22 protein-coding genes are annotated in these 20,901 nt (G+C 74.1%); 6 read left to right on the top strand and 16 right to left on the bottom strand.

Annotated features, from left to right (window positions below; all coding sequences use genetic code 11):
• Positions 1 to 2: 2 nt before the first annotated feature.
• The 11 genes from ACWDXC_RS24705 to ACWDXC_RS24655 form a co-directional block, all read right to left on the bottom strand.
• The gene (locus ACWDXC_RS24705) at positions 3 to 821 is read right to left on the bottom strand and encodes an alpha/beta fold hydrolase (protein ID WP_449985747.1); all 819 of its coding nucleotides are present in this window, start codon (positions 819 to 821) and stop codon (positions 3 to 5) included.
• Positions 800 to 1,183 carry a VOC family protein gene (locus ACWDXC_RS24700; protein WP_449985745.1) on the bottom strand — a complete coding sequence of 128 codons (384 nt, stop codon included), beginning with the start codon at positions 1,181 to 1,183 and terminating at the stop codon, positions 800 to 802. The genes ACWDXC_RS24705 and ACWDXC_RS24700 overlap by 22 nt, the downstream gene beginning before the upstream one ends.
• 97 nt (positions 1,184 to 1,280) lie before the next feature.
• The gene (locus ACWDXC_RS24695; protein ID WP_219516427.1) at positions 1,281 to 2,234 is read right to left on the bottom strand and encodes an AraC-like ligand-binding domain-containing protein; all 954 of its coding nucleotides are present in this window, start codon (positions 2,232 to 2,234) and stop codon (positions 1,281 to 1,283) included.
• Positions 2,235 to 2,279: 45 nt separating this feature from the next.
• The gene (gene lipA, locus ACWDXC_RS24690) at positions 2,280 to 3,209 is read right to left on the bottom strand and encodes a lipoyl synthase (protein WP_449985742.1); all 930 of its coding nucleotides are present in this window, start codon (positions 3,207 to 3,209) and stop codon (positions 2,280 to 2,282) included.
• A 48-nt stretch (positions 3,210 to 3,257) separates the two neighbouring features.
• Positions 3,258 to 4,235, bottom strand: a complete 978-nt coding sequence (locus ACWDXC_RS24685) for a hypothetical protein (protein WP_449985739.1) — start codon at positions 4,233 to 4,235, stop codon at positions 3,258 to 3,260.
• Between the two features lie 36 nt (positions 4,236 to 4,271).
• Positions 4,272 to 4,964 (bottom strand): lipoyl(octanoyl) transferase LipB, encoded by a 693-nt coding sequence (gene lipB / locus ACWDXC_RS24680; protein ID WP_219516404.1) that lies wholly within the window; start codon positions 4,962 to 4,964, stop codon positions 4,272 to 4,274.
• A 38-nt stretch (positions 4,965 to 5,002) separates the two neighbouring features.
• On the bottom strand, positions 5,003 to 5,740 hold the full coding sequence (locus tag ACWDXC_RS24675) for a Type 1 glutamine amidotransferase-like domain-containing protein (protein ID WP_219516385.1): 738 nt from the start codon (positions 5,738 to 5,740) through the stop codon (positions 5,003 to 5,005).
• A gap of 36 nt (positions 5,741 to 5,776) precedes the next feature.
• A complete protein-coding gene (locus tag ACWDXC_RS24670; RefSeq protein ID WP_219516370.1) occupies positions 5,777 to 6,670 on the bottom strand; it encodes a TIGR01777 family oxidoreductase in 894 nt (297 codons plus the stop codon).
• An 809-nt stretch (positions 6,671 to 7,479) separates the two neighbouring features.
• Positions 7,480 to 8,952: a 2-oxoglutarate dehydrogenase, E2 component, dihydrolipoamide succinyltransferase gene (sucB, locus tag ACWDXC_RS24665; protein ID WP_449985735.1), complete on the bottom strand. Its 1,473-nt coding sequence runs from the start codon at positions 8,950 to 8,952 to the stop codon at positions 7,480 to 7,482.
• 37 nt (positions 8,953 to 8,989) lie between these two features.
• Positions 8,990 to 10,354 carry a dihydrolipoyl dehydrogenase gene (lpdA, locus tag ACWDXC_RS24660; RefSeq protein ID WP_357586454.1) on the bottom strand — a complete coding sequence of 455 codons (1,365 nt, stop codon included), beginning with the start codon at positions 10,352 to 10,354 and terminating at the stop codon, positions 8,990 to 8,992.
• Positions 10,355 to 10,429: 75 nt separating this feature from the next.
• Entirely contained in the window at positions 10,430 to 11,899 is a 1,470-nt protein-coding gene (locus ACWDXC_RS24655; RefSeq protein ID WP_449985732.1) for a leucyl aminopeptidase, read from the bottom strand.
• Between the two features lie 94 nt (positions 11,900 to 11,993).
• Here ACWDXC_RS24655 and ACWDXC_RS24650 point away from each other — a divergent pair, with 94 nt between their 5' ends.
• The 3 genes from ACWDXC_RS24650 to ACWDXC_RS24640 are packed head-to-tail and all read left to right on the top strand — an operon-like array spanning position 11,994 to position 14,232.
• The gene (locus ACWDXC_RS24650; protein ID WP_364172579.1) at positions 11,994 to 12,341 is read left to right on the top strand and encodes a GntR family transcriptional regulator; all 348 of its coding nucleotides are present in this window, start codon (positions 11,994 to 11,996) and stop codon (positions 12,339 to 12,341) included.
• Complete coding sequence (locus ACWDXC_RS24645) at positions 12,338 to 13,354, top strand: hypothetical protein (protein WP_449985729.1); 1,017 nt, start codon at positions 12,338 to 12,340, stop codon at positions 13,352 to 13,354. The genes ACWDXC_RS24650 and ACWDXC_RS24645 overlap by 4 nt, the downstream gene beginning before the upstream one ends.
• Positions 13,351 to 14,232 (top strand): CPBP family intramembrane glutamic endopeptidase, encoded by an 882-nt coding sequence (locus ACWDXC_RS24640; RefSeq protein WP_449985726.1) that lies wholly within the window; start codon positions 13,351 to 13,353, stop codon positions 14,230 to 14,232. The genes ACWDXC_RS24645 and ACWDXC_RS24640 overlap by 4 nt, the downstream gene beginning before the upstream one ends.
• Here the strand turns inward: ACWDXC_RS24640 and ACWDXC_RS24635 are convergent, their stop codons facing one another.
• Together ACWDXC_RS24635 and ACWDXC_RS24630 are read right to left on the bottom strand one after the other, a co-directional pair.
• The gene (locus tag ACWDXC_RS24635; RefSeq protein ID WP_449985723.1) at positions 14,233 to 15,057 is read right to left on the bottom strand and encodes an adenosylcobinamide-GDP ribazoletransferase; all 825 of its coding nucleotides are present in this window, start codon (positions 15,055 to 15,057) and stop codon (positions 14,233 to 14,235) included.
• Between the two features lie 33 nt (positions 15,058 to 15,090).
• Positions 15,091 to 15,792, bottom strand: coding sequence for an aminoglycoside 3'-phosphotransferase (locus ACWDXC_RS24630; RefSeq protein WP_449985720.1), 702 nt, complete (start codon positions 15,790 to 15,792; stop codon positions 15,091 to 15,093).
• Between the two features lie 54 nt (positions 15,793 to 15,846).
• Here ACWDXC_RS24630 and ACWDXC_RS24625 point away from each other — a divergent pair, with 54 nt between their 5' ends.
• On the top strand, positions 15,847 to 16,647 hold the full coding sequence (locus tag ACWDXC_RS24625; RefSeq protein ID WP_364172564.1) for an ABC transporter ATP-binding protein: 801 nt from the start codon (positions 15,847 to 15,849) through the stop codon (positions 16,645 to 16,647).
• A gap of 3 nt (positions 16,648 to 16,650) precedes the next feature.
• Here ACWDXC_RS24625 and ACWDXC_RS24620 read toward each other — a convergent pair whose 3' ends face one another.
• Positions 16,651 to 17,649 (bottom strand): bifunctional adenosylcobinamide kinase/adenosylcobinamide-phosphate guanylyltransferase, encoded by a 999-nt coding sequence (locus ACWDXC_RS24620; RefSeq protein ID WP_449985717.1) that lies wholly within the window; start codon positions 17,647 to 17,649, stop codon positions 16,651 to 16,653.
• Positions 17,650 to 17,825: 176 nt separating this feature from the next.
• Between ACWDXC_RS24620 and ACWDXC_RS24615 the strand changes: the two genes are divergently transcribed.
• Positions 17,826 to 18,032, top strand: a complete 207-nt coding sequence (locus tag ACWDXC_RS24615; RefSeq protein ID WP_357586467.1) for a hypothetical protein — start codon at positions 17,826 to 17,828, stop codon at positions 18,030 to 18,032.
• A gap of 65 nt (positions 18,033 to 18,097) precedes the next feature.
• Here the strand turns inward: ACWDXC_RS24615 and ACWDXC_RS24610 are convergent, their stop codons facing one another.
• Positions 18,098 to 19,099, bottom strand: a complete 1,002-nt coding sequence (locus ACWDXC_RS24610; protein ID WP_449985714.1) for an aldo/keto reductase family protein — start codon at positions 19,097 to 19,099, stop codon at positions 18,098 to 18,100.
• A 90-nt stretch (positions 19,100 to 19,189) separates the two neighbouring features.
• Here ACWDXC_RS24610 and ACWDXC_RS24605 point away from each other — a divergent pair, with 90 nt between their 5' ends.
• Positions 19,190 to 20,170, top strand: coding sequence for a hypothetical protein (locus ACWDXC_RS24605; protein WP_449985711.1), 981 nt, complete (start codon positions 19,190 to 19,192; stop codon positions 20,168 to 20,170).
• 1 nt (position 20,171) lies between these two features.
• Here ACWDXC_RS24605 and ACWDXC_RS24600 read toward each other — a convergent pair whose 3' ends face one another.
• Complete coding sequence (locus ACWDXC_RS24600) at positions 20,172 to 20,756, bottom strand: DUF3043 domain-containing protein (RefSeq protein ID WP_364172555.1); 585 nt, start codon at positions 20,754 to 20,756, stop codon at positions 20,172 to 20,174.
• Positions 20,757 to 20,901 lie beyond the last annotated feature (145 nt).

The following is a 20,901-nucleotide window of genomic DNA, read 5'->3' as shown; positions in this document are numbered from 1 at the left end:
GGTCACGCCGCCACGAAGAACTCCAGCAGCTCGGGCAGCAGCGCCCCGGCCGCCACGTTGTGCGTCTGGCCCTCCAGGACCCGGTGCGCCGCGCCGGGCACGCACGCGGCCACGGCACGGCCCGCCGCACCCATCCACGAGGGGCTGAGCTCGCCGTTGAGCACGAGCGCGGGCCGGTCGAGCCCGGCGATGCGGGCCGCAGGGAGCGCGTTGCCCGGCCCCATCACGGCCGCCTCGTAGGCCAGCGTGTGGGCCAGCGCCTCCAGCTCCGCCCAGTGCGGGCCGGCCCGCATCGCGGCGACCGTCTCCGCGGGCGTCTCGGCGGCGGCCGTCATGAACAGCTCCACCGCCTCACCCCGGCTGCCCCGCCCCACCAGGTCGGCGAGCCGGGCGGCGAAGTCCGCGGGCAGCCCGGGCGCGTCCGCGCCGACGTGGTAGGGCGGCTCCCACAGGGCCAGCTTGGAGATCTGCGGCATGCGTACGGCGGCCTCCAGGGCGAGGGCGGCGCCGGAGGACCCGCCGAACACCATGGCCCGCCCACCGGCCGCCGCCACGACGGCGGCCAGGTCGTCGATCTCCCGCTCGGCCGAGTAAGGAGGCGTGTCGCCGCTCGCCCCGCGCCCCCGGCGGTCGTAGTCGAACACCGTGAACCACGGCGCCAGCCCCGAGGCCACCGCCGCCATGAGCGGATGGCCGCGGCCGGTGAACGCCCCGTGCACCAGCACGAGCGCCGGACCGGAGCCGTGCCGGTCGACGGCGATCGCGGTGCCGTCGGCCGAGGTGACGGTGAAGGTCCCGGTCACGAAGGCTGGACGAGGCACAGGACCTCCCAGTGGTGGCCGTCGAGGTCGGAGAAGGCGCGCTGGTAGCGGAAGGCGTCACGCCGGGCCCCGCCCAGCGCGGTGCCGCCGGCCTCGACGGCCTTGGCGGCCAGCTCGTCCACCCGCGCCTCGTTCTCCACGCCGAGCACCAGGATCGCCTCGGTGGCCTTGGCGGCGTCGCCGACCTCGCGGTGCGCGTAGGACGCGAACGTGGGCTCGGCCAGCAGCATCACCTGCGTCTCGTCGTTGACGACGACGGAGGCCATGTCGTCGGCGGCGCCGAACAGCGTGAAGCCGAGCTCGGTGAAGAACGCCTTCGACCGGGCGAGGTCCTTGACGGGGAGGTTCACGAACAGCTGCATTTCTTCCAGTCCTTCCGGTGAGTTCGTGACTCAAGTCTGCTCGCCGGGACCGGCCCCGGTCTTGCACGTGCGCGCCGGGGACTTGACGATCAGCGCACTACCCGCAGGCGCGCCGGTAGGCGGCCGGCGGCACCCCGTAGGCGCTGCGGAACAGGCGGCTGAAGTGCGCCGGGTCGGGCAGCCCCCAGCGCGCCGCGAGCACGCTCACCGGGGTGTCGCGCAGCGCCGGGTCGGCCAGGTCGGCGCGGCAGCGTTCGAGCCGCCGGTGCCGGATCCACGCCGCCACCGTGGTCTCCCGCGCCTCGAACAGCCGGTGCAGGTAGCGCGGCGAGATGTGGTGCGCCGCCGCCACGCCCGCCGGATCGAGCCCGGCGTCACCCAGGTGCTTCTCGATGAAGGCGTGCACCCGGGCCAGCAGCGCCTCCTGCCGCGTCTCGTGCGGCACCGCGCCCAGCTCCTCGACCCGCTCGGCCACGGCGGTGGTGACCAGGTCCATCACCACGCCGGCCAGCCGGGCCGCGCTGGCGGGCCGGTAGGAGTCGAGGTCGAGCGCCACCCGGCGCAGCAGCGGCGCGGCCAGCGCCCCGGCGCCCTCGCCCGAGGCGATCGGCACCGCCGTGACCGACGCCGCGCCGGGCGGTAACCGCAGCAGCTCACGCGGGAAGCTGAACACCGCCAGCCGCACCGCGGAGTCGTAGACCAGCTCGTAGGGCCGGGTGAAGTCGTAGAGGGCGAACTCGCCCGGGCGCAGCCGCGCCTGCCTGCCGTCCTGGCCCAGCAGCGGGGTGCCCGACACGGGCAGCACCAGCCGATAGAGCTCGGGGCTGTCGCGGCGGATCAGGCCGGGCGTGCGGTGCACGCTGTGCGGCGTCGAGGTCTGCACCTTGCCGACGCCCACCGGCCCGAGCTGCCCCGCCTCGATCTGCCCGCGCAGCGGCGCGTCGGCGTCGACACGCACGTCGAGCGGCCCGAGCGCGTCGCACACGACGCTCAGCCACGCCTCGCGGCGCTCGGCCGCCGGCACGTCGGCGGCACGGATCAACACGGCCATGGGGGGAGCCTCCCTCAGGATGCTCACCCCATGGTAGCGATTCGATCAGGCCGTCTGGCGGGCCGCGATCGCCTGCTGGTAGAGCTTGCCGGCGCGGTAGGAGGAGCGGACCAGCGGCCCGGACAGCACGCCCGCGAAGCCGATCGCCTCGGCCTCGGCCTGCAGCTCGACGAACTCCTCCGGCTTGACCCAGCGGTCCACCGGGTGGTGGCGCGGGGTCGGGCGCAGATACTGGGTGATCGTGATCAGGTCGGTGCCGGCCTCGTGCAGGCCGCGCATCGCCTCGACGATCTCCTCACGGGTCTCGCCCATGCCGAGGATCAGGTTGGACTTGGTGACCAGCCCGGCCTCGCGGGCCATCGTGAGCACCTCCAGCGACCGCTCGTAACGGAACCCGGGACGGATCCGCTTGAAGATGCGCGGCACGGTCTCGACGTTGTGCGCGAACACCTCGGGCTTGCTGGAGAAGACCTCCTCCAGCTGGTCGCGGTTGCCGTTGAAGTCGGGCACCAGCAGCTCGACGCCGCAGCCCGGCAGCAGCGTGTGGATCTGGCGGGCCGTCTCGGCGTAGAGCCAGGCGCCGCCGTCGGGCAGGTCGTCGCGGGCCACGCCCGTCACGGTCGCGTAGCGCAGGCCCATCTGCTGGACCGACTCGGCCACCCGGCGCGGCTCGTCACGGTCGTACTCCGTGGGCTTGCCGGTGTCGATGAGGCAGAAGTCGCAGCGGCGCGTGCACTGGTCGCCGCCGATGAGGAAGGTCGCCTCGCGGTCCTCCCAGCACTCGTAGATGTTGGGACAGCCCGCCTCTTCACAGACCGTGTGCAGGCCCTCCCGGCGCACGAGCGATTTGAGCTCGGTGTATTCGGGGCCCGTCTTCAGCTTGGTCTTGATCCACGGGGGCTTGCGCTCGATAGGGGTTTCGGCGTTGCGCACCTCCAGGCGGAGGAGCTTTCGGCCTTCAGGAGCAACGGTCACCCTCACAGCTTACGTCTCCGGCCGCCCGAGCCGGATCGAGGGTCGCTCTCAGGTGATGAGGCCGAAGCTGCGGATCGCCCGCGTGTAGTGGCGCAGCAGCTCGGCGTCGATCCGGTCGGACTCGGCCTCGCCCAGCAGGACGGCGTTGGACGAGCCGGGCACCTCGCTCGCCCGCGCGCCGAAGCGGGCCAGCGCGCCCTGCCGGATCGCGGTCACGTTCTCGCCGCGCAGCACCGCGGCCTGCATCGGCGCCAGGTAGCGGTGCCCGGCGACCAGGTCCTCCAGCTCGGCCAGCTCCTCGGCCGTCGCCACCCGCAGGGCCAGCGCCCGCCTGCGCTCGGCCGCCTGCCCGTCGCCCGACCGCGCCAGCCGTGTCAGGCCGTACTCCAGCAGCAGCACCGGCGCGCCGAACACCCGGCCGATCAACCGGCCCAGCAGCCCCGCCGCCTGGTAGCCGGTGGTGGGCGCGTCGAGCGCGCCCAGCGTGACGGTGATCTTGACCTCGGCGTCCTCGCGCGCCTGCAGCGGCGCGGCGCCCAGCAGCGCCCCGCGCCACTCGGCCAGCGTCGACAGCGCGCCGCCGATCACCACGCCGTCGCCGGCCGCCGACCCGGCGTACGCCGTCGCCAGCAGCGTCACCCGCTGCCTGGCCGGCAGCGCCATCCACAACGGCAGCCCGACGACCAGCACGGGCGTCCGGAAAAGCCCCAGCTTCTCGTACGAGGCGGCCGGGGCCATGTCCCTGACCGCGATCCTCGCCGGACGCCTGACGCCCATCCGGTCCGCCACCCGCTCGGCCGTGCCGTACAGCTCACCGGCCGACTCGCGGTCGAGCACCTCGGCGTCGCCGGGCAGCCGCCCCAGCCGCGGGCGCAGCATCCAGCCGATGCCGATGAGCAGGCCGCCCAGCACCCAGGCGACGGCGAACTCCGCGTTGACCGCGATCGTCCAGCCGCCGAGCACCACGAAGGCGACGGTGAGCGCGTGCACGAGCAGGGCGAGGAGGAACGCTGTGACCCGTTTCACATCGCGATAGTAGAGCGGCATGTCGCCCATCGGCCACTATCTGCGGAGAAGATCCTCTTCGTGCAGGTCGAACGGCTCCCGCCCGAGCGCCTCGGCCAGGCGCTTCTCGGCGATCGGCATGACCTCCTCCACCACGATCCGCCGTCCCGTCTCCGCGGAGAGCGTGGAGACGCCCACGTCGGGCAGCCCGCACGGGACGATCCGGTTGAACCACCGCGGATCATTGGCGCAGTTGAGCGCGAAACCATGCATCGCGACACCGCGCGACACCCGGATGCCCACCGCGCCGAGCTGCCGGTCGGGCAGCCCCAGACCGGCGTCGCCCACCGCCCACACCCCGGCCCGCCCGCGCACCCGCCGGGCGGTCACCCCGAAGTCGGCGCAGATCTGGATCATCGTCTCCTCGAGCCGGCAGACGTAGTCGGTCACGTCGGAGACGGCCACGATCGGATAGCCGACCAGCTGCCCCGGCCCGTGCCAGGTGACCCGCCCGCCGCGGTCGACGTCGACCACCGGGGTGCCGTCGGACGGCCGCTCGTCCGGCCTGGCCCGCTTGCCCGCCGTGTAGACGGGCGCGTGCTCCAGCATCAGCAGCGTGTCGGTGAGCTCACCGGCGGCCCGCTTGCCGTGCACCCAGCGCTGGAGCGACCAGGCCTGCTCGTACGGGACGTCGACGCCCAGGCGGACGACGGCGAGTGCGTGGGGATCGACCCCATGGGTGGGGCGCATGTGTCCATTGTGCCGTTCCCTCACCCTTGTAGGGTAATTCAGGAAGTCAGCAGGCGGGGTTCGATCCTGAACTCCTTCACGCCGCCCGCGCCGTCATGCTCCAGCTTGTACGCATAGCCGTCAGGATCGGTCGTCACCGCCTGGATGAACTCGGTGCCGACGTAGTGCAGCGCCACGCCCTCGTCGGCCGCGTAGCCGCCCGGCAGCTCGCCCGAGGCCACCGACTGCTGCAGCAGCGGGCGGCGCTGCGGCTCGGCGTTGTAGTGCACGCCGCACGAGTAGGGCAGGAAGCCCAGGCCGTCGGCCCACACCCGCAGCTCGGGGCCGAAGGAGTCGGTGTTGCCGCCCACGTGCCAGCACAGGGCGCCCGCGCTCTGCCCCGACAGCACCACCCCGGCCCGCCACGCCTCCTCGAACGCCTCGTCCAGGCCGTGCAGCCGCCACAACGCCATCAGGTTGGCCACGCTGCCACCGCTGACGTAGATCATGTCCTGTTCCAGCATCCACGCCCGCGGATCGGCCACGTTGGGCATCGGGAACACCGTCAGATGGCTCAGCTCGACGTCCCAGCCCGCGAACGCGCCGTACATCTTCAGCACCCAATCGGCGCTGTCGCCCACCGCGGTCGCGAGCAGGCCCAGCTTGGGCCGGTCCTGCCCGGTCAGATCGAGCCCGTAGCGCAGCAGCGGGCTCGCCTCCAGGAAGCCGTGGCGCTCGGTGGCGCGGAACGATCCGCCGCCGATGGCGAGAATGTGGGACTGCCCTGACCTGGTCATGTCGGAATCTCCCCGATGCGTAGGACGAACAGCACACTAGAGTACGGCGCGCAGCGCATCGCCGAGGCGCGTATGCGCGAAGCCATAACCGCTGTTCACCAGCTTGTCAGGGACGATCCGGTGCCCCGGGAGCAGCCCTTCCTGCGCGAACTCGCCCAGCCCGAGCCGCAGCGCGAACCCCGGCACCGGGATCGGCATCGTGGCGCGTCGCACCGCCCGGCCGAGCGTGCGGGTGAACTCGGCGTTCGTGACCGGCGTCGGTGAGGTGAGGTTCACCGGCCCCACCAGATCCCGATTTTTCACCACATGGATGGTCGCCTGGACCCAGTCGTCCTCCGATATCCACGACCAGTACTGCTTCCCCGACCCCAGCGGCGCCCCCAGCCCCGCCCGGAAGATCGGCAGCATCCGGCCCAGCGCCCCGCCGCGACGGCTCAGCACCAGCCCCGTCCGCAACTGCGCCGCCCGCACCCCGAACTCCCCGGCGGCCCGGCCCTCACGCTCCCACCGCTCGCACAGCTCCGCCAGGAACCCCTCGCCCTTGCCCCGGCTCTCGTCGACCACCTCGTCGCCGGTGTCGCCGTAGAAGTCCACGCCCGACGCCGTCACCAGCGTCGCCGGCGGACGCTCCAGCCCCCGCATCGCCTCCACCAGCAGCCGCGTGCTGTCCACCCGGCTGCGCACCAGCTCCCGCTTGTAGTCCGCGCTCCACCGCCGGTCCGCGATGGGCGCCCCGGCCAGATGCACCACCGCCCGCGCCCCGTCGAGCACCGCCGGATCCAGCACCCCCGCACGCGGCTCCCACCGCGCCTCGTCGGGCCCGCGCGGCTCCCGCCGCACCAGCGTCACGACCCGCTCCCCGCCTGCCCGCAACGCCTCGACCAGCGGCCCGCCGAGCAACCCCGACGCCCCGGTCACCACGATCGCCATCCCCCAACCCTACGCGGCCCCACCCCACCCCCAGGGGAGGCGGCCATCCGGGGGACACGGCCATCTGAGGGGCGCGGCCTTCCGGGGTCCCCGCCACTGGGGTCCCCGCCTTGTGGGCTCCCCGTCCTCCGAGGGCCGCGCCCGCCGGAGGACCTCCCCCCGAGAACCCCGCCCCCGGGGAACTTCGGGAGGCGGCCCCTTCCCACCCGCCCCGCCCACGGGACCTCGCCCGCCGAGAACCCGCCCTCCCGAGGACCTCCCCCCAGGAACCCCGCCCCTCGGGGACTTTGGGAGGCGGTCCCCTCCCACCCGCCCCCCACGGGGGCCCCGCCGTCCAGGGACCCCCGCTCTCCGAGAACCTCGCCCTCCGGGGCTTCGGCAGGCGTCCCCTCCCGCCTGCCCCGCCCTCACGGATGACCGGGCGTAGGCTCGTCGCGCTGGGAGGAGGCTGCGGGCAGGCGGCCCCCTCAGGGCAGTGGGGCCCTTCTGGGGCTGGCCTGGGCGGCTTGCCGTTCGGTGCCCGCGGGGCTCGGGCCTGGGGACCGGGGAGGCCGGGGACCGTAGGGCCGGGGACCGCTGGGCGCTCGGGGTGGCTCCCCGCGCGGGCCCGGTCAGGTGGGGAACCTAGCGGCGGGCCCGGTCCTGTAGGGGAACTAGCGGCGGTCCGGTCCTGTGGGGGACCTAGCGCCGGTCCGGTCCCGTGGGCCTTGGGGGGCGCGTACGGGACCGCTCCGGACCGGGCGGAGGCACGGGAAAGGCGCGGGGCCGGGCGCGCGAGTGCGCGTCCGGCCCCAGGGGCGTGCGGTTGGTCAGGCGAGGCCGAGCTGGGCCTCGAAGCGCCCTTCCTCCAGCCGCCTCTTGATCGTGGTGAGGAAGCGGGCCGCGTCGGCGCCGTCGACCAGGCGGTGGTCGTACGTGAGCGCCAGGTAGACCATCGACCGGACCGCGATGACCTCGCCCTCCGGCGTGTCGACCACGACGGGACGCTTGACGACGGCGCCGGTGCCGAGCATGCCGACCTGCGGCTGGTTGAGGATCGGCGTGTCGAACAGGGCGCCGCGGCTGCCGGTGTTGGTCAACGTGAACGTGCCGCCGGTGATCTCGTCCGGCGTCACCTTGTTGGCGCGGGTGCGCTCGGCCAGGTCGGTGACCTTGCGGGCGAGACCGGCGAGGTTGAGGTCGCCGGCGTCCTTGACCACGGCGGCGAGCAGGCCACGGTCGGTGTCGACCGCGATGCCGAGGTTCTCGACGTCGAAGTAGGTCACCTCGTTGGTCTCGTTGTTGATGGTCGCGTTGAGCTTGGGGTGCTGCTTGAGCGCCTCGACGGTGGCCATCGCGAAGAACGGGGTGAACGTCAGCTTGACGCCCTCGCGGCGGAAGAACTCGTCCTTCGCCTGCGCCCGCAGCCGCGCGATCTTGGTGACGTCGACCTCGACGACCGAGGTGAGCTGGGCGGCCGTCTGCAGCGACTCGACCATGCGCTTGGCGATCGTCTGGCGCAGGCGGGTCATCTTCTCGGTGCGCCCGCGCAGCGTGGTGTCGACCTCGACCGGCTCGGGCGCGGCGGCCGGGGCGGCCTGCGCCGGAGCGGCGGCCGGAGCGGCCGGAGCGGCGGGAGCAGCCGCGGCCGGGGCGGCCTGGGCGGCGGGAGCCTGCTCGCGGCGGCTCTTGGCGGCCTCGAGCACGTCCTGCTTGCGGATGCGGCCGCCGACGCCGGTGCCGGTGATGGCGTCGAGGTCCACGCCGTGCTCGTTGGCCAGCTTGCGCACCAGCGGCGTCACGTACGGGCTGTCGCCCGAGGTGGGCAGCGGCGCGGGAGCGGCGGCCTGAGCGGGTGCGGGCGCGGGCGCGGGAGCCGGGGCGGGGGCCGGCGCCGGAGCGGGCTCCGGCTGCGGGGCCGGGGCGGGCTGCGGGGCCGCCTGCGGGGCGGGCGCGGGCTGCGGGATGGAGGAGGCGGGGGCCGGAGCGGGCTCAGGCTCGGGCTCCGGCTCGGGCTGGGCGGCGGGGGCGGCCTCCTCGGCGGGGGCGGCCGCGCCGGCCTGGCCGCTCTCGTCGATGATGGCCAGCTCCGCGCCGACCTCGACGGTCTCGTCCTCAGCCACGACGATCTTGGTGATGACACCCGCGGAAGGCGACGGGATCTCGGTGTCGACCTTGTCGGTCGACACTTCGAGGAGCGGCTCGTCGGCCTCGACGCGCTCGCCCTCCTTCTTCAGCCAACGGGTGACGGTGCCCTCGGTGACGCTCTCGCCGAGCTGGGGCATCTGTACGGAGACCGGCATCGTTATTCTTCTCTCGCGTTCTGATCTCGAGGGCGGATTAGTTGTGTACGTGCAGCGGCTTGCCGGCCAGGGCCAGCATCGCCTCACCGACCGCCTCGGACTGGGTCGGGTGTGCGTGGATGAGCTGGGCGACCTCTGCGGGCAGCGCCTCCCAGTTGTAGATGAGCTGGCCTTCGGTGACGAGCTCGCCGATGCGGCGGCCCACCATGTGGACGCCGACGACCGGCCCGTCCTTGCGGGCGAGGACCTTGACGGCGCCGCCCGTGCCGAGGATCTGGCTCTTGGGGTTGCCCGCGAGGTCGTAGACCTGCTCGACGATCTCGATGCCGCGCTCGGCGGCCTGCGCGGACGTGATGCCCACCGAGGCGACCTCGGGGTCGGAGTAGGTGATCCGGGGCACGCCCGCGTAGTCGATGGGCGGCGGGTTGAGGCCCGCGATGTGCTCGGCCACCATGATGCCCTCGGCGAATCCGGCGTGGGCCAGCTGCAGCGTGGGGATCAGGTCGCCGACGGCGTAGACGCCGGGCGCGGTGGTGCGGCAGTGCTCGTCGACCGTGACGGCGCCGCGCTCGATCGTGACGCCGGCCTCCTCGAAGCCCATGCCGGCCGAGACGGCGCCGCGGCCGACCGCGACGAGCAGGATCTCGGCGTCGAGGGTCTTGCCGTTGGCCAGGGTGACGAGCACGCCGGTGTCGGTGGTCTTGACGCTCTCGAAGAAGACGCCGAGCTCGTACTTGATGCCGCGCCGGCGGAAGGCCCGCTCCAGCAGCTTGGAGCTGGACTCCTCCTCGGTGGGCAGCAGGTGCGGCAGCCCTTCGACGATGGTGACCTCGGCGCCGAAGGAGCGGTAGACGCTGGCCAGCTCGACGCCGATGACGCCGCCGCCGAGGACGACCACGGAGGCGGGCACCCGGTCCATCTTCAGCGTGTGCTCGCTGGTGATGATCCGCTCGCCGTCGATGTCGAGGCCGGGCAGGCTGCGGGGCGCCGAACCGGTGGCGAGCACCACGTTGCGGCCCTCGTACACCTCGTCGCCGACCTGGACGCGGCGCTCGGCGAGCAGGCGGCCCTCGCCCTCGACCACCGTCACGCCCGCGGCCTTGAGCAGGCCCTGCACGCCCTTCCAGGCGCGGCTGACGATCTTGTCCTTGAAGGCGTGCACGCCGGCCACGTCGATGCCCTCGAAGTGCGCCTTGACGCCGAACGAGGCGCTCTCGCGGGTCTCGTCGGCGACCTCCGCGGAGTGCAGCAGGGCCTTGGTGGGGATGCATCCCCGGTGCAGGCAGGTGCCGCCGATCTTGTCCTTCTCGATCAGGGCGACCGTCATGCCCAGCTCGGCTGCCCGCAGCGCGCAGGCGTAACCGCCGCTGCCGCCACCTAGGACGACGATGTCGTAGGCCACAGGAAGGCTCCTTGTCGGGGTGTTCGTGATGCCGTCATCTTTTCATCTGTTCCGGGCGCTCGGGTGCCGGTCCCCTCAGATGCTCGCGTGCCGTTCGGCGAGCGCGATGAGGGTGCGGGCGAAGGCGCCGGTGCCGCCCTTGGGGGTGTAGCCGTGCGCCTCGCCCTTGTTGAAGGCCGGGCCGGCCATGTCGATGTGCGCCCAGCGGACGCCGTCGGGCACGAACTCCTTGAGGAAGATGCCCGCGGCCAGCATGCTGCCCCAGCGCTCGGGCTGCAGGTTGGCGATGTCGGCGACGGGGGAGTCGAGGCCCTTGCGCAGCTCCTCGGGCAGCGGCATGCCCCAGGCGCCCTCGCCGGCGGCGGTCGCGGCCTCGAGGACGAGCTCGCGCACGGCGTCGTCGTTGGCCATGACGCCGGCGGTGCGCCAGCCGAGGGCGACGATCTGCGCGCCGGTCAGGGTGGCGACGTCGACGATCAGGTCGGGGTTGTCCTCGGCGGCGCGGGCGATGCCGTCCATGAGGACGAGGCGGCCCTCGGCGTCGGTGTCGAGCACCTCGACGGTCTTGCCGCTGTAGCTGTGGATGACGTCGGAGGGGCGCTGGGCGGTGCCGCTCGGCAGGTTCTCCGCCAGGCAGAGGTAGCCGATGGCGTTGACCGGCAGGCCCAGGCGGGCGATGCCGACGAGCGCCCCGAAAACGGCGCCCGCGCCTCCCATGTCGGACTTCATCCAGTCCATGGACGCCGACGGCTTCAGCGACAGGCCGCCGGAGTCGAACGTGATGCCCTTGCCCACGTACGCCAGCGTCTTGGTGGCCTCGGGGTGGGTGTAGGACAGCCGGACGAGCCGCGGCGGGTTGGCCGAGCCCTGGCCGACGCCGACGAGGCCGCCGTAGCCGCCGTCGCGCAGCTGCTTGTCGTCGAGCACCTCGACGCTCAGCCCGTGCTCGGCGCCGGTGCGCTCGGCGATCTCGGCGAACTTGGCCGGCCACAGGTCGGACGGCGGCGTGTTGACCAGGTCGCGCACCAGCGTGACGGCGTCGGCCAGGATCGCGGCGCGCTCACCGGCGGCGGCGTCCTCGCCCGACAGGACGGTCAGCTCGCTCACGGGCTCCTTCTGGCCCTCGCCGGTGCGGTAGCGCGAGAAGCCGTAGGCGCCCAGCAGGCCGCCCAGCGCGACGGCCTCGGCCTCGGCGGCGGAGCCGGCGGGGAGGGCGAGCGCGGCGCGGGCGGTGCCGGCCAGCGAGCGCACGGCGGCGCCGGCGGCGCGGCGCAGCCCTTCGGCGTCAGGGGACTCGCCGAGCCCGACGGCCACCAGCACCGGAGCGGTGACGGAGCCGAACGTGGGCAGTTTGGCCAGCTCGCCCGGCTTGCCGGAGAAGCCCACGGAGGTCAGCGAGGAGGCGAGCTTGCCACCGAAGGCCGCGTCGAGGGATTCGGCGCCTGTGGCGGGGCTGGGACCGCCGGGGCCGGACAGGAACCCGACGATGAGCGCGTCGGTGTCGAACGAGACGGGATCTGCTGAGTTCAGCCGCACAGTGGTCACGTAAACCGATGCTATCCAGGGTTTCCAGGCCCCACAAACAGGGGTTCATCCCATGAATCATGACCAGCGACATGGTGCTATTGTTATTAGCACCATGTTGCTGACGCTCGACCTCAACGACGCCCGTCCCCTGCACGAGCAGGTCGCGGGCGCGATCCGCCGCGCCATCGGCGAGGGCTCCTACGCGCCGGGCGACCGGCTGCCGCCGGCCCGCGACCTCGCCGACGCGCTCGGGATCAACCCCAACACCGTGCTGCGCGCCCTGCGTGAGCTGCGGGAGGAGGGGCTGCTGGAGTTCCGGCGGGGGCGCGGCGTCAGCGTCGCGCGCCACGCCGACGGGCGCGCCCTGCTCCGCGAGCGGGCGCGCGAACTGCTGGACGAGGCCAAGAGGTACGGATACCGCCGGGAGGACGTCATCACGCTGCTGGAGGAGCTCGCATGAACATCCGGATCGCCGCCCTCACGGGGGCGGCCGTCACCGCCGTCCTGATCCTGCTGCCGCTGGCGGCGCGTGACCGGCTGCCCGAGCCGCTGGCCGTGCACTGGGGGCCGGGCTCGGTGCCCGACGGCTCGGCGCCGCTCGCCGTGTTCGTCACCACGCTGCTCGGCACCTGGGCGCTGATGTGGCTGTTCGCCCTGGCGGCGGTGGCCCGCGGCGCCGCCAGGCCGGGCGCGGGCCCGGGGCGGGCGGCTGCCGGGCCGGGGCGGGCGGCTGCCGGGCCGGGGCGGGTGCGGGCTCCGGGGGCGTGGGCGTTGCTCGCCGGCGGCGGGCTGCTAGCGCTGGGCGTGGCCGTCTCCACGGTGCTGGCCAACCTCGACGCGGCGAGCTGGACCGACGCGCGCCTGCCCGCCTGGGCGCCCCTGGCCGTCGCCGTGGTGCCGCTCGCCGCGATGGCGGCCGCCGCCTGGCTCGGCCGGGGCGGCGGGGAGCGGGCGCCCGAGGGGGAGCCGCCGTCGCTGGAGCTGCGCCCCGGCCAGCGCGCGGTGTGGGTGAGCCGGGTGGGCAACCCGTGGCTGCTCGCCGCCACCTGCGCCGCCGCCGCCGCGCTCGCCGTGGCGGGGGTGCTGCGCCTGACCGGCATCGCCTCCGGCGCACCGCTCGACGCGCTGGCGCCCGTGCTGACCGTGGTGCTGATCGCCGGTCTGTTCACCTCGTCGGCGCGCGTGCGGGTGACGGCGGACGGGGTGGCGATCGGGTTCGGCCCGCTGGGTTGGCCGGTGCGCCGCATCTCCCTCGCCAAGATCGACAGCGCCTGGCCGGAGCAGCGCTACCCGAGCCAGGTCGGCGGCTGGGGCGTGCGCGGGCTGCCCGGCGGCGCGACCATCATGCTGCGCGGCGGCGACTGCCTCGTCATCCGCTACCGGTCCGGCGGCGAGCTGGCCGTCAGCATCGACGACGCAGGCCGCGGCGCCGCCCTGATCAACGCGCTCGTCGCCGAAAGGAGCGTCGCGTGAAGCCGCTGCCCGTCTTCCTCGCCGTCGCGTTCGTCCTGTCCTGGGTGGTCGCGCTGCCCCTGTGGCTGGCCGGCGGGCTGGCCTCGCCGCTGGCCCGGCCGCTGGCGCTGCTGATGATGTTCACGCCCGCGATCGGCGTGCTGGCGGCCTGGCTGGTCAGCCGGACGCCGCCGCGCCAGTGGGCCCGCGAGACCGGGCTCACCCTGGGCGAGCGCAAGGGACGCACGGGCCTGCTCGTGCTGGCCGCCTGGCTGGGCGTGCCGCTGCTGGTGCTCGCCGCGGTCGCGATCAGCGCCGGTCTCGGGCTGATCACGCTGGACCTCGACGGGATGAGCCTGTTCCGCGAGCAGTTGCGGGCCACCGGCGTGCCGGTCCCCGAGAACCTGGCGCCCGTCGCCGTCACCCAGGTCGTGGTCGCCGCGCTGGCCGGGCCGCTGCTCAACGTGCTGCCGTCGCTGGGCGAGGAGTGGGGGTGGCGCGGCTACCTGGCGCCGCTGCTGGCGGAGCGGCGCGGGGTGCTGCCCGGGCTGGCGCTGTCGGGCGTCGTCTGGGGGCTGTGGCACGCGCCGCTGACGCTGCTCGGCTACAACTACCCGATGCTCGGCTCGTGGGCCGCCGTCTACTTCGTCGGCTTCTGCGTGCTGGCCGGGGTGCTGCTCGGGTGGCTGCGGCTGCGCTCGGGCAGCGTGTGGCCCGCCGTCGTGGCGCACGGCTCGCTCAACGCGGTCGGGCCTGCGGTCTTCCTGCTCGGCGACGTCGCGTCGCCGCCCGACCTGGTGCTCGCCGGGCCGTCCGGCCTCGTCGGCTGGGTCCTGCTCGCGGCCTGCGCGGCCGTGCTGCTGAAGAAGCTCCCGGTACGGAGCACGCCGGCGGTGTGATCAGCCGAGCGCGGCGCACACCACGAGCGTGACCGCCGTGGCCGTCTCGACCAGGGCGCCGAGCACGTCCCCGGTGACCCCGCCGAGCCGCCGCCGGGCGTGCCGCAGCAGCGCCAGCGCCGCCCCCAGCCCGGCCAGCGCCCCCGCCACGAGCACGACCGGCCCGGGGATCCCGGACCTGGCCAAGGCGGCCCCACCGGCCCACCCGGTCCCGAGGGCCGCGCAGCCTGCCAGGGCGGCCACGGTGACGAGCCAGGCGGTGCGCGCGCGTACCGTGCCCGCGACCAGGACGCCGAGGCCGTCGGGGCGGGCGGCGGGGACGCCCGCCCGGCAGGCCCAGGTGAGCGCCAGCCGGCCGGTCACGCAGGCGGTCACCAGCGCGGGCGCGCCCGCCAGGAACAGCGCCGGACCGCCGCCCGCCGCCGCGGTCCCGGCGGCGGAGAGCGCAGTCCCGGCCCCCGAGAGCGCGGCCGCCTGGATCAGCAGCGTGAACACCAGCGTCACCACGCCGAACGGCCCGATGTCCGACTTTTTCATGATGTCGAGCGCCTGAGACGCCGGCCTGCCGCTGCCGAGCCCGTCGGCCAGGTCCGCCAGCCCGTCCAGGTGCAGGCCGCGCGTCAGGACCGCCAGCAGGCCGAGAGCCAGGGCCGCGCCCATCAGCGGCGGCCCCGGCAGCAGCAGCGCGAGCGACGCCACGACGCCCAGCGCCAGCCCCACCAGCGGGGCCAGCGCCATCGCCCGCCTCGCCACCTCCCGGTCGACGCGCTCCACCCGCACGGGGAACACGCTCAGCGTCCCGACGGCGAACCGCAGCCCGTCCATCAGAGCAGCCCGCCCATCAGACCGGCCCGCGCATCAGAACAGCTCGTCCAGCAGCCGGTAGTAGCGCAGCCTGTCGTCGTCCACCTCGGCCGCTCCGTACGCGCGCAGGAACTCCTCGGCGGCGGGCCCGTCGAGCTCGCGCAGCGCGAGCGCCAGGTCCACGTGCCGGTCGGCCACCCCGAGCGCGCCCACGTCGATCAGGACCGCTTCGCCCGACGGCGAGGCCAGCACGTTGGCCGGGGTGTAGTCGCCGTGCGTGACCACCAGGTCCTCGCGCGCGGGCCGTTCGGCCACCAGCCGTTCGTAGACCTGCGCGGGGGTGAGCCCGGCGGTGTCGTCGTCGAAGTCGCCGTCGTCGACCAGCCCGTCGCGCACCCGCCCGGCAGCTCGCGCCAGCTTGACGTCGAGCCGCTCGTCGAACGGGCACTCCGCGACCGGCACGTCGTGCAGCGCGCGCAGCGCCGCGCCCATGACGGCCCCGGCGTCCGCGGACGGCCTGCGCTCCAGGCTGAGCCATCCGGCGTCGGCCAGCACGAGCGCGTCGCCCTCGAAGGCCACCACGTCCGGCACGCTCATCCACCGCTTGAGCCACAGCAGCCGCTCGTGCTCGGCCCGCGCCCCCGGGCCCTGCTTGACGTAGAAGGCGCCGGTGGGGCCGGTGACGCGCAGCGTCTCGCCGCTGAGGCCCTCGTGGTCGTCGGACCAGATCGCGTCCTCGCCGAAGAGATCGAACATCCGCCCAGGGAGCTGCATAACCGACGATCCTATGGGGCCGACTAGGGTGGCCGGATGCACGTGCTTGAACTCGAAGGCGTAGGCGTCCGGGTCGTCGGCAAGACGTTGCTGGACGGGATCGACTGGCAGGTGGCCTACGGCGACCACTGGGTGATCCTGGGTCCCAACGGCGCCGGGAAGACGACGCTGCTCTCGCTGGCCGCGGCCGTGCGGCATCCGACGACGGGCGCGGTGAACGTCCTGGGCCACCGGCTCGGCCGCGTCGACCTGCGGGAGCTGCGCCGCCACATCGGCCTGGTCGCGGCCAGTCAGCGGCTGATCGACGAGGAGCTGATGGAGGAGGAGGGGGCGACCGCCCACACCGTGGTGCTCACCGGCCACACCGGCACGAGCGCCCCGATCTGGGACAAGTACGGCGACGCGGAGCGGGAGCGGGCGCTGCGCCTGCTGGCCGACCTCGGCTGCAAGGACCTGGCCGAGCGGCCCTTCCGGGTGTGCTCCCAGGGCGAGCGGGCCCGGGTCAGGGTGGCCAGGGCGCTCATGGGTGACCCGGCGGTGCTGCTGCTGGACGAGCCGTTCGCCGGTCTCGACCTGCCGGCCCGCGAGGACCTGATCAGCGCCGTGGAGAACCTGGCCGGGACCCGGCCGGTGCTCACCACCGTCACCGTGACCCACCACCTGGAGGAGGTCCCGGCGACGACCACGCACGCGCTGCTCATGCGCGACGCCCGCGTGCTGGCGGCCGGGCCGGTCGACGACGTCCTCACCCCGGCGAACCTGTCCGACTGCTTCGGCCTGCCGCTGCACGTCGACCGCCTCGACGGCCGCTGGTACGCCCGTTCGGTCCGGCCCTGAGGCTCACAGCGGCAGCGGGCGCCCCGCCACGACCAGGGCGACGTCCTCCGACTCGGCGGCCAGGCGCTCGTTCAGCCGGCCCAGCGCGTCCCTGAAGGCGCGCACGCCGGCCGTCGCGGGCACCACGCCCATGCCGGTCTCGTCCGACACGGCCACGATTCGGCGCGGCGCCTGCCGCCAGGCGCGCACCAGCTCGTCGCAGCGCCGCTCCACCGGCGCGCGGTCGCCCTCCCAGGCCGCGTGCTCGTCGAACACCGCCGCCAGCCAGGTGCCGAGCCCGTCGATCAGCAGCGGCCCCATGGCGGCCCCGATCGCGCCCGTCAGGTCGGTCGTCTCGGCCGTCGCCCAGTGCGCGGGCCTGCGCACCCGGTGGGCGCGCACCCGCGCCGCCCACTCGCCGTCGCCCTCCCCGCCCGGCCCGGTGGCGACATAGGTCACGTACGGCTCGGCGGCCAGGCGCAGCTCGGCCTCGGCCGACTTGCCCGAACGCGACCCGCCCAGCAGCAGCGTCCGCCGGGGCGCGGGGGCGGGCGGCGACGGCGGCACGCGCGTGTCCAGGACGGCGCCGTCGGGCACGGCGCGGGCGCCCCACAGGCGCAGCCGCCTGGCCAGCTCGTCCTCGGACCGGACGCGGTGGTCCAGGCCGACGGCGACCACGTGGGTGCCCTCGTCCACCAGCCCGGCCCGGCGCATCTCTCCCAGCCGCTCAGGGCGCTCCAGGAGGTCGATCAGCACCGCGTCGTAGCGTCCGGGGCCGTCGGGGGGCGGCGGCGCCCCCGCGGGCGCGTACAGGAGGGCTGAGCCGTCCGGGGCGGTGAGCCCGAGGCCGCCCGCGTGCGCGCGGTAGCCGGGCGGCGCGTCCGTCCACGGGTACGCCGCCCTCCCGTCGACCACGAGCCCGAACGGCGCCCGGCGCGAGGGGCGGGTCAGGCACGACGCGCAGGGGCAGCCCGGTTCGGGCCAGCCCGCGTCGCCGGCGGTCCCGGTGAGAAGCAGCTCCACCGGGCCGAGCGTACAAACCCCCGCGAGCCGGCCGTCACACGCCCCGCACGAGTGGCGCCGGTGGGACGGGGGAGGACAGGAGGACGGCCGTGCCGGGCGCGGCGGCGAGCCGGAGTAGGGTTCCAGTGCCGTCGAGAGGCTGCGCCGGCGAACCCGCGGAAAAAGGAGCGTATGGCATGACATGGCGGTGGCGTTATGAAAACGCGCAGGGCGGTGAGGTGACGGATCGCCCTTTGCCGCGAGAGGTTTTCCCGAGCCAGGCCGACGCGGAGTCCTGGCTCGGGGAGAACTGGCGTGAACTCCTCGAATCCGGCGTCGAGCAGGTAGCCCTGCTCGACGAGGACCGGGTCGAGTACACGGGTCTGTCATTGCGCCAGCAATAGCCGCCGGAATGGGAAAAACCCCTTGAGCGCGTACGCCGCTCAAGGGGTTTTCGTTACGCGCGTGACTAGGGGCGCTTGGGCGGGCTGGCGGTCTTGGCCGGGTCGCGCTCCATGATGGGCGCCACCACGTCGTCGATCCGCTTCATCACCTCGGCGTCGAGCTTGACGCCCGCGGCCTTGACGTTGTCGCGCACCTGCTCGGGGCGGGAGGCGCCGACGATGGCGCTGGCCACGTTCGGGTTCTGCAGGACCCAGGCGACCGCGAGCTGCGCCATCGTCAGGCCCAGGTCGGCGGCGATCGGCTTGAGCTCCTGCACGCGGGCCAGCACGTCGTCCTTCATGAACCGGGCGATCATGCCGCTGCCGCCGGCCGTGTCCGTGGCGCGCGAGCCCTCGGGCGGGGCCTGGCCAGGCAGGTACTTGCCGGTGAGCACGCCCTGCGCGATCGGCGACCAGACGATCTGGCTGACGCCCTCACGCTCGCTCAGCGGCACGATCTCCGACTCGATGACCCGCCACAGCATCGAGTACTGCGGCTGGTTGGACACGATCCGGTCGAAGCCCATCTCGTCGGCGATCCTGAGCGCGTCGGCGATCTGGCCGGCGGTCCACTCGCTGACGCCCACGTACAGGACCTTGCCCTGGCGCACCAGGTCGTCGAAGGTCTTGAGCGTCTCCTCCAGCGGCGTCTCGTAGTCGTAGCGGTGCGCCTGGTAGAGGTCGACGTAGTCGGTCTGCAGGCGGCGCAGCGAGCCGTTGATCGACTCGGTGATGTGCTTGCGCGACAGGCCGCGGTCGTTCGGGCCCTCGCCCGTCGGCCAGTAGACCTTGGTGAAGATCTCCAGGGACTCCCTGCGGACGCCCTTGAGCGCCCTGCCGAGCACCTCCTCCGCCTTCGTCCCCGCGTAGACGTCGGCGGTGTCGAACGTGGTGATCCCCTCGTCGAGAGCCGCCTGCACGCACTGCTTGGCGGCGTGCTCCTCGACCTGGGAGCCGTGGGTGAGCCAGTTGCCGTAGCTGATCTCGCTGACCAGGAGACCGCTGCGGCCGAGGTGACGGAATTCCATGCATCCGACCTTAGGGGTTGTCCCGGCATCACGGTCACCAGGGGCGCGGAGGGGAGATCATCCGTCGGTGCGGGGCGATAGGGTCGGCCGGTGCCCAATCTCCTCCGGGCGGCGCTCACCGCCGCCGTCCTGGCGGCGATCGCCGTGCGGCTGCGCCGTCGCGCCCGCCTGCCACGCACCGAGCCGCCCGCCCCCGACGCCCTCCCCGCGCCGCGCCCGCGACGGCGGGGCCTGGGACGGTCGAGCGCGCTCGTGGCGGGCACAGTAGCGGGTACGGTGGCCGTCCTGGCCGCGCTGGCGCTCCTCGGGACGGTCCTGTGGCCGGGGCAGCCCGCGCGCGAGGCGTCCTCGCCCGGCGGCTCTCCCGTACGCGACGCCGCGCCGGAGCGGGCCGAGCCGCCGGCGGAGCTTCTCACGGAGCCGCATGCCCTGCCCTCGCGGGAGGGGAGCGCGGCGCCGCAGCCGTGCGATCCCGGTCACCCGGCGGTGACGGTGCGCCCGCTGGACCCGCAGGTGAAGCGGGCCGTCAACCGGCAGTGGCGGCGCATCGAGCGCTGGCTGAGGACGCACGCGCCGAAGACCTACGCGGGGCTCGGCCGTCCCGGCAGGGCGCGCACGATCGCGGTCGCCGAGGCGCAGACGGGGCTGGAGTTCCCCGACGACCTGAGGGCCTCGCTGCTGCGCCACGACGGCGCGCGGGGCTTCGGGTTCGGCGGCGCGGTCAACCTGCGCGTCCGGGAGATCAGGGACGCCTGGCGGGCCAGGTGCGCGCGCGACGCCGAGGGCCGTCACCGCGGGCTGGTCCCGTTCGGGCTCAGGCCGGGGCGCGGCGGCCACGCGCTCGTCACCGCCGCCAGGCGAGACGGCGCGGCGGGGCGGGAGGCAGTGACGGGGCGAGAGGCCGTGACGGGACGGGAGGCCGCGACAGGGCGAGCGGCCGCGGCCGGTGACCGGCCGTCCTACTACGCGCTGATGCGCGAGGTCGCCGCCGCCCTGGAGACGGGCGCCCCGGTCGACGGCCGCCGCCCGGTCGTCAAGGGCGGCGTCCTGCGGTGGACCCGCGCCCGTTGAGCTACTTCTTGGGCGGCACCGGCTTGCCGCCCGGCAGCAGCTGGGGCGGCGGGAAGCGCAGCTTGCGGATCTGCAGCGCCCGCATCGCGGCGTAGAAGCCCACGCCCTTGAGGCTCTCGTTGGGCAGCTTGGCCGCGACCTCCTTCTTCACCTTCCACGCCACGTAGACGGAGGTGAAGACGACGCCGATCATCATGATCGGCCAGCCGAACACGATCACCGCGTTGAGCACCTGGACGCGGACGGCCGGCGGCCACGGCACCCAGGTCGCCAGCAGGATCAGTAGCGAGAAGGGCAGGAAGTACTGGCTCGGGAGGCGGCGGGAGTCGACCCAGTCGCGGGCGAACTTGCGCGCCGGCCCCTTGTCACGGGCCGGGAAGTAGCGCTCGTCACCTGCCAGCATGCCGCGCCGGGCCCGGTCGCGCTCGGCGGCCTGCTTGGCGCGCATCTGCCGGTAGGCCTCCTTGCGGTCCTTCGGCGCGCTGACCAGCTGGCGCCGCCTGCCTTCGGCATCTCGGCGCTTGGGTGTGGGACGACCCTTACCTTGGGGCTTAGGATCGTCAACGGGGACGGGGGTGTCGTCCACGGAGGTTTGGGAACGGCGTCGCAACACGACGTCAACCCTACCTGGAGTGCAACTTAGTGACGCCCTCGTGCGTTATGCGTAGGGTAATCCCAAGGCGGCTGCGCTGCAGTGGGTGAACGACAGCACGACCTAAGAAGGGGACGGC

It is taken from the genome of Nonomuraea sp. NPDC003214 (assembly GCF_053590035.1).
Note: the sequence above shows the minus strand (reverse complement) of the source record. Positions and strands in the feature narration are given on the sequence as shown.

What these genes read in the sequence shown, in the direction of transcription:
- ACWDXC_RS24700 (WP_449985745.1), bottom strand. Translation starts at nt 1,183, where the DNA reads ATGCAGCTGTTCGTGAACCTCCCCGTCAAGGACCTCGCCCGGTCGAAG.
- ACWDXC_RS24695 (WP_219516427.1), bottom strand. Translation starts at nt 2,234, where the DNA reads ATGGCCGTGTTGATCCGTGCCGCCGACGTGCCGGCGGCCGAGCGCCGC.
- lipB (WP_219516404.1), bottom strand. Translation starts at nt 4,964, where the DNA reads ATGCGCCCCACCCATGGGGTCGATCCCCACGCACTCGCCGTCGTCCGC.
- ACWDXC_RS24675 (WP_219516385.1), bottom strand. Translation starts at nt 5,740, where the DNA reads ATGACCAGGTCAGGGCAGTCCCACATTCTCGCCATCGGCGGCGGATCG.
- ACWDXC_RS24670 (WP_219516370.1), bottom strand. Translation starts at nt 6,670, where the DNA reads ATGGCGATCGTGGTGACCGGGGCGTCGGGGTTGCTCGGCGGGCCGCTG.
- sucB (WP_449985735.1), bottom strand. Translation starts at nt 8,952, where the DNA reads ATGCCGGTCTCCGTACAGATGCCCCAGCTCGGCGAGAGCGTCACCGAG.
- ACWDXC_RS24650 (WP_364172579.1), top strand. Translation starts at nt 11,994, where the DNA reads ATGTTGCTGACGCTCGACCTCAACGACGCCCGTCCCCTGCACGAGCAG.
- ACWDXC_RS24645 (WP_449985729.1), top strand. Translation starts at nt 12,338, where the DNA reads ATGAACATCCGGATCGCCGCCCTCACGGGGGCGGCCGTCACCGCCGTC.
- ACWDXC_RS24635 (WP_449985723.1), bottom strand. Translation starts at nt 15,057, where the DNA reads ATGGACGGGCTGCGGTTCGCCGTCGGGACGCTGAGCGTGTTCCCCGTG.
- ACWDXC_RS24630 (WP_449985720.1), bottom strand. Translation starts at nt 15,792, where the DNA reads ATGTTCGATCTCTTCGGCGAGGACGCGATCTGGTCCGACGACCACGAG.
- ACWDXC_RS24625 (WP_364172564.1), top strand. Translation starts at nt 15,847, where the DNA reads ATGCACGTGCTTGAACTCGAAGGCGTAGGCGTCCGGGTCGTCGGCAAG.
- ACWDXC_RS24615 (WP_357586467.1), top strand. Translation starts at nt 17,826, where the DNA reads ATGACATGGCGGTGGCGTTATGAAAACGCGCAGGGCGGTGAGGTGACG.
- ACWDXC_RS24610 (WP_449985714.1), bottom strand. Translation starts at nt 19,099, where the DNA reads ATGGAATTCCGTCACCTCGGCCGCAGCGGTCTCCTGGTCAGCGAGATC.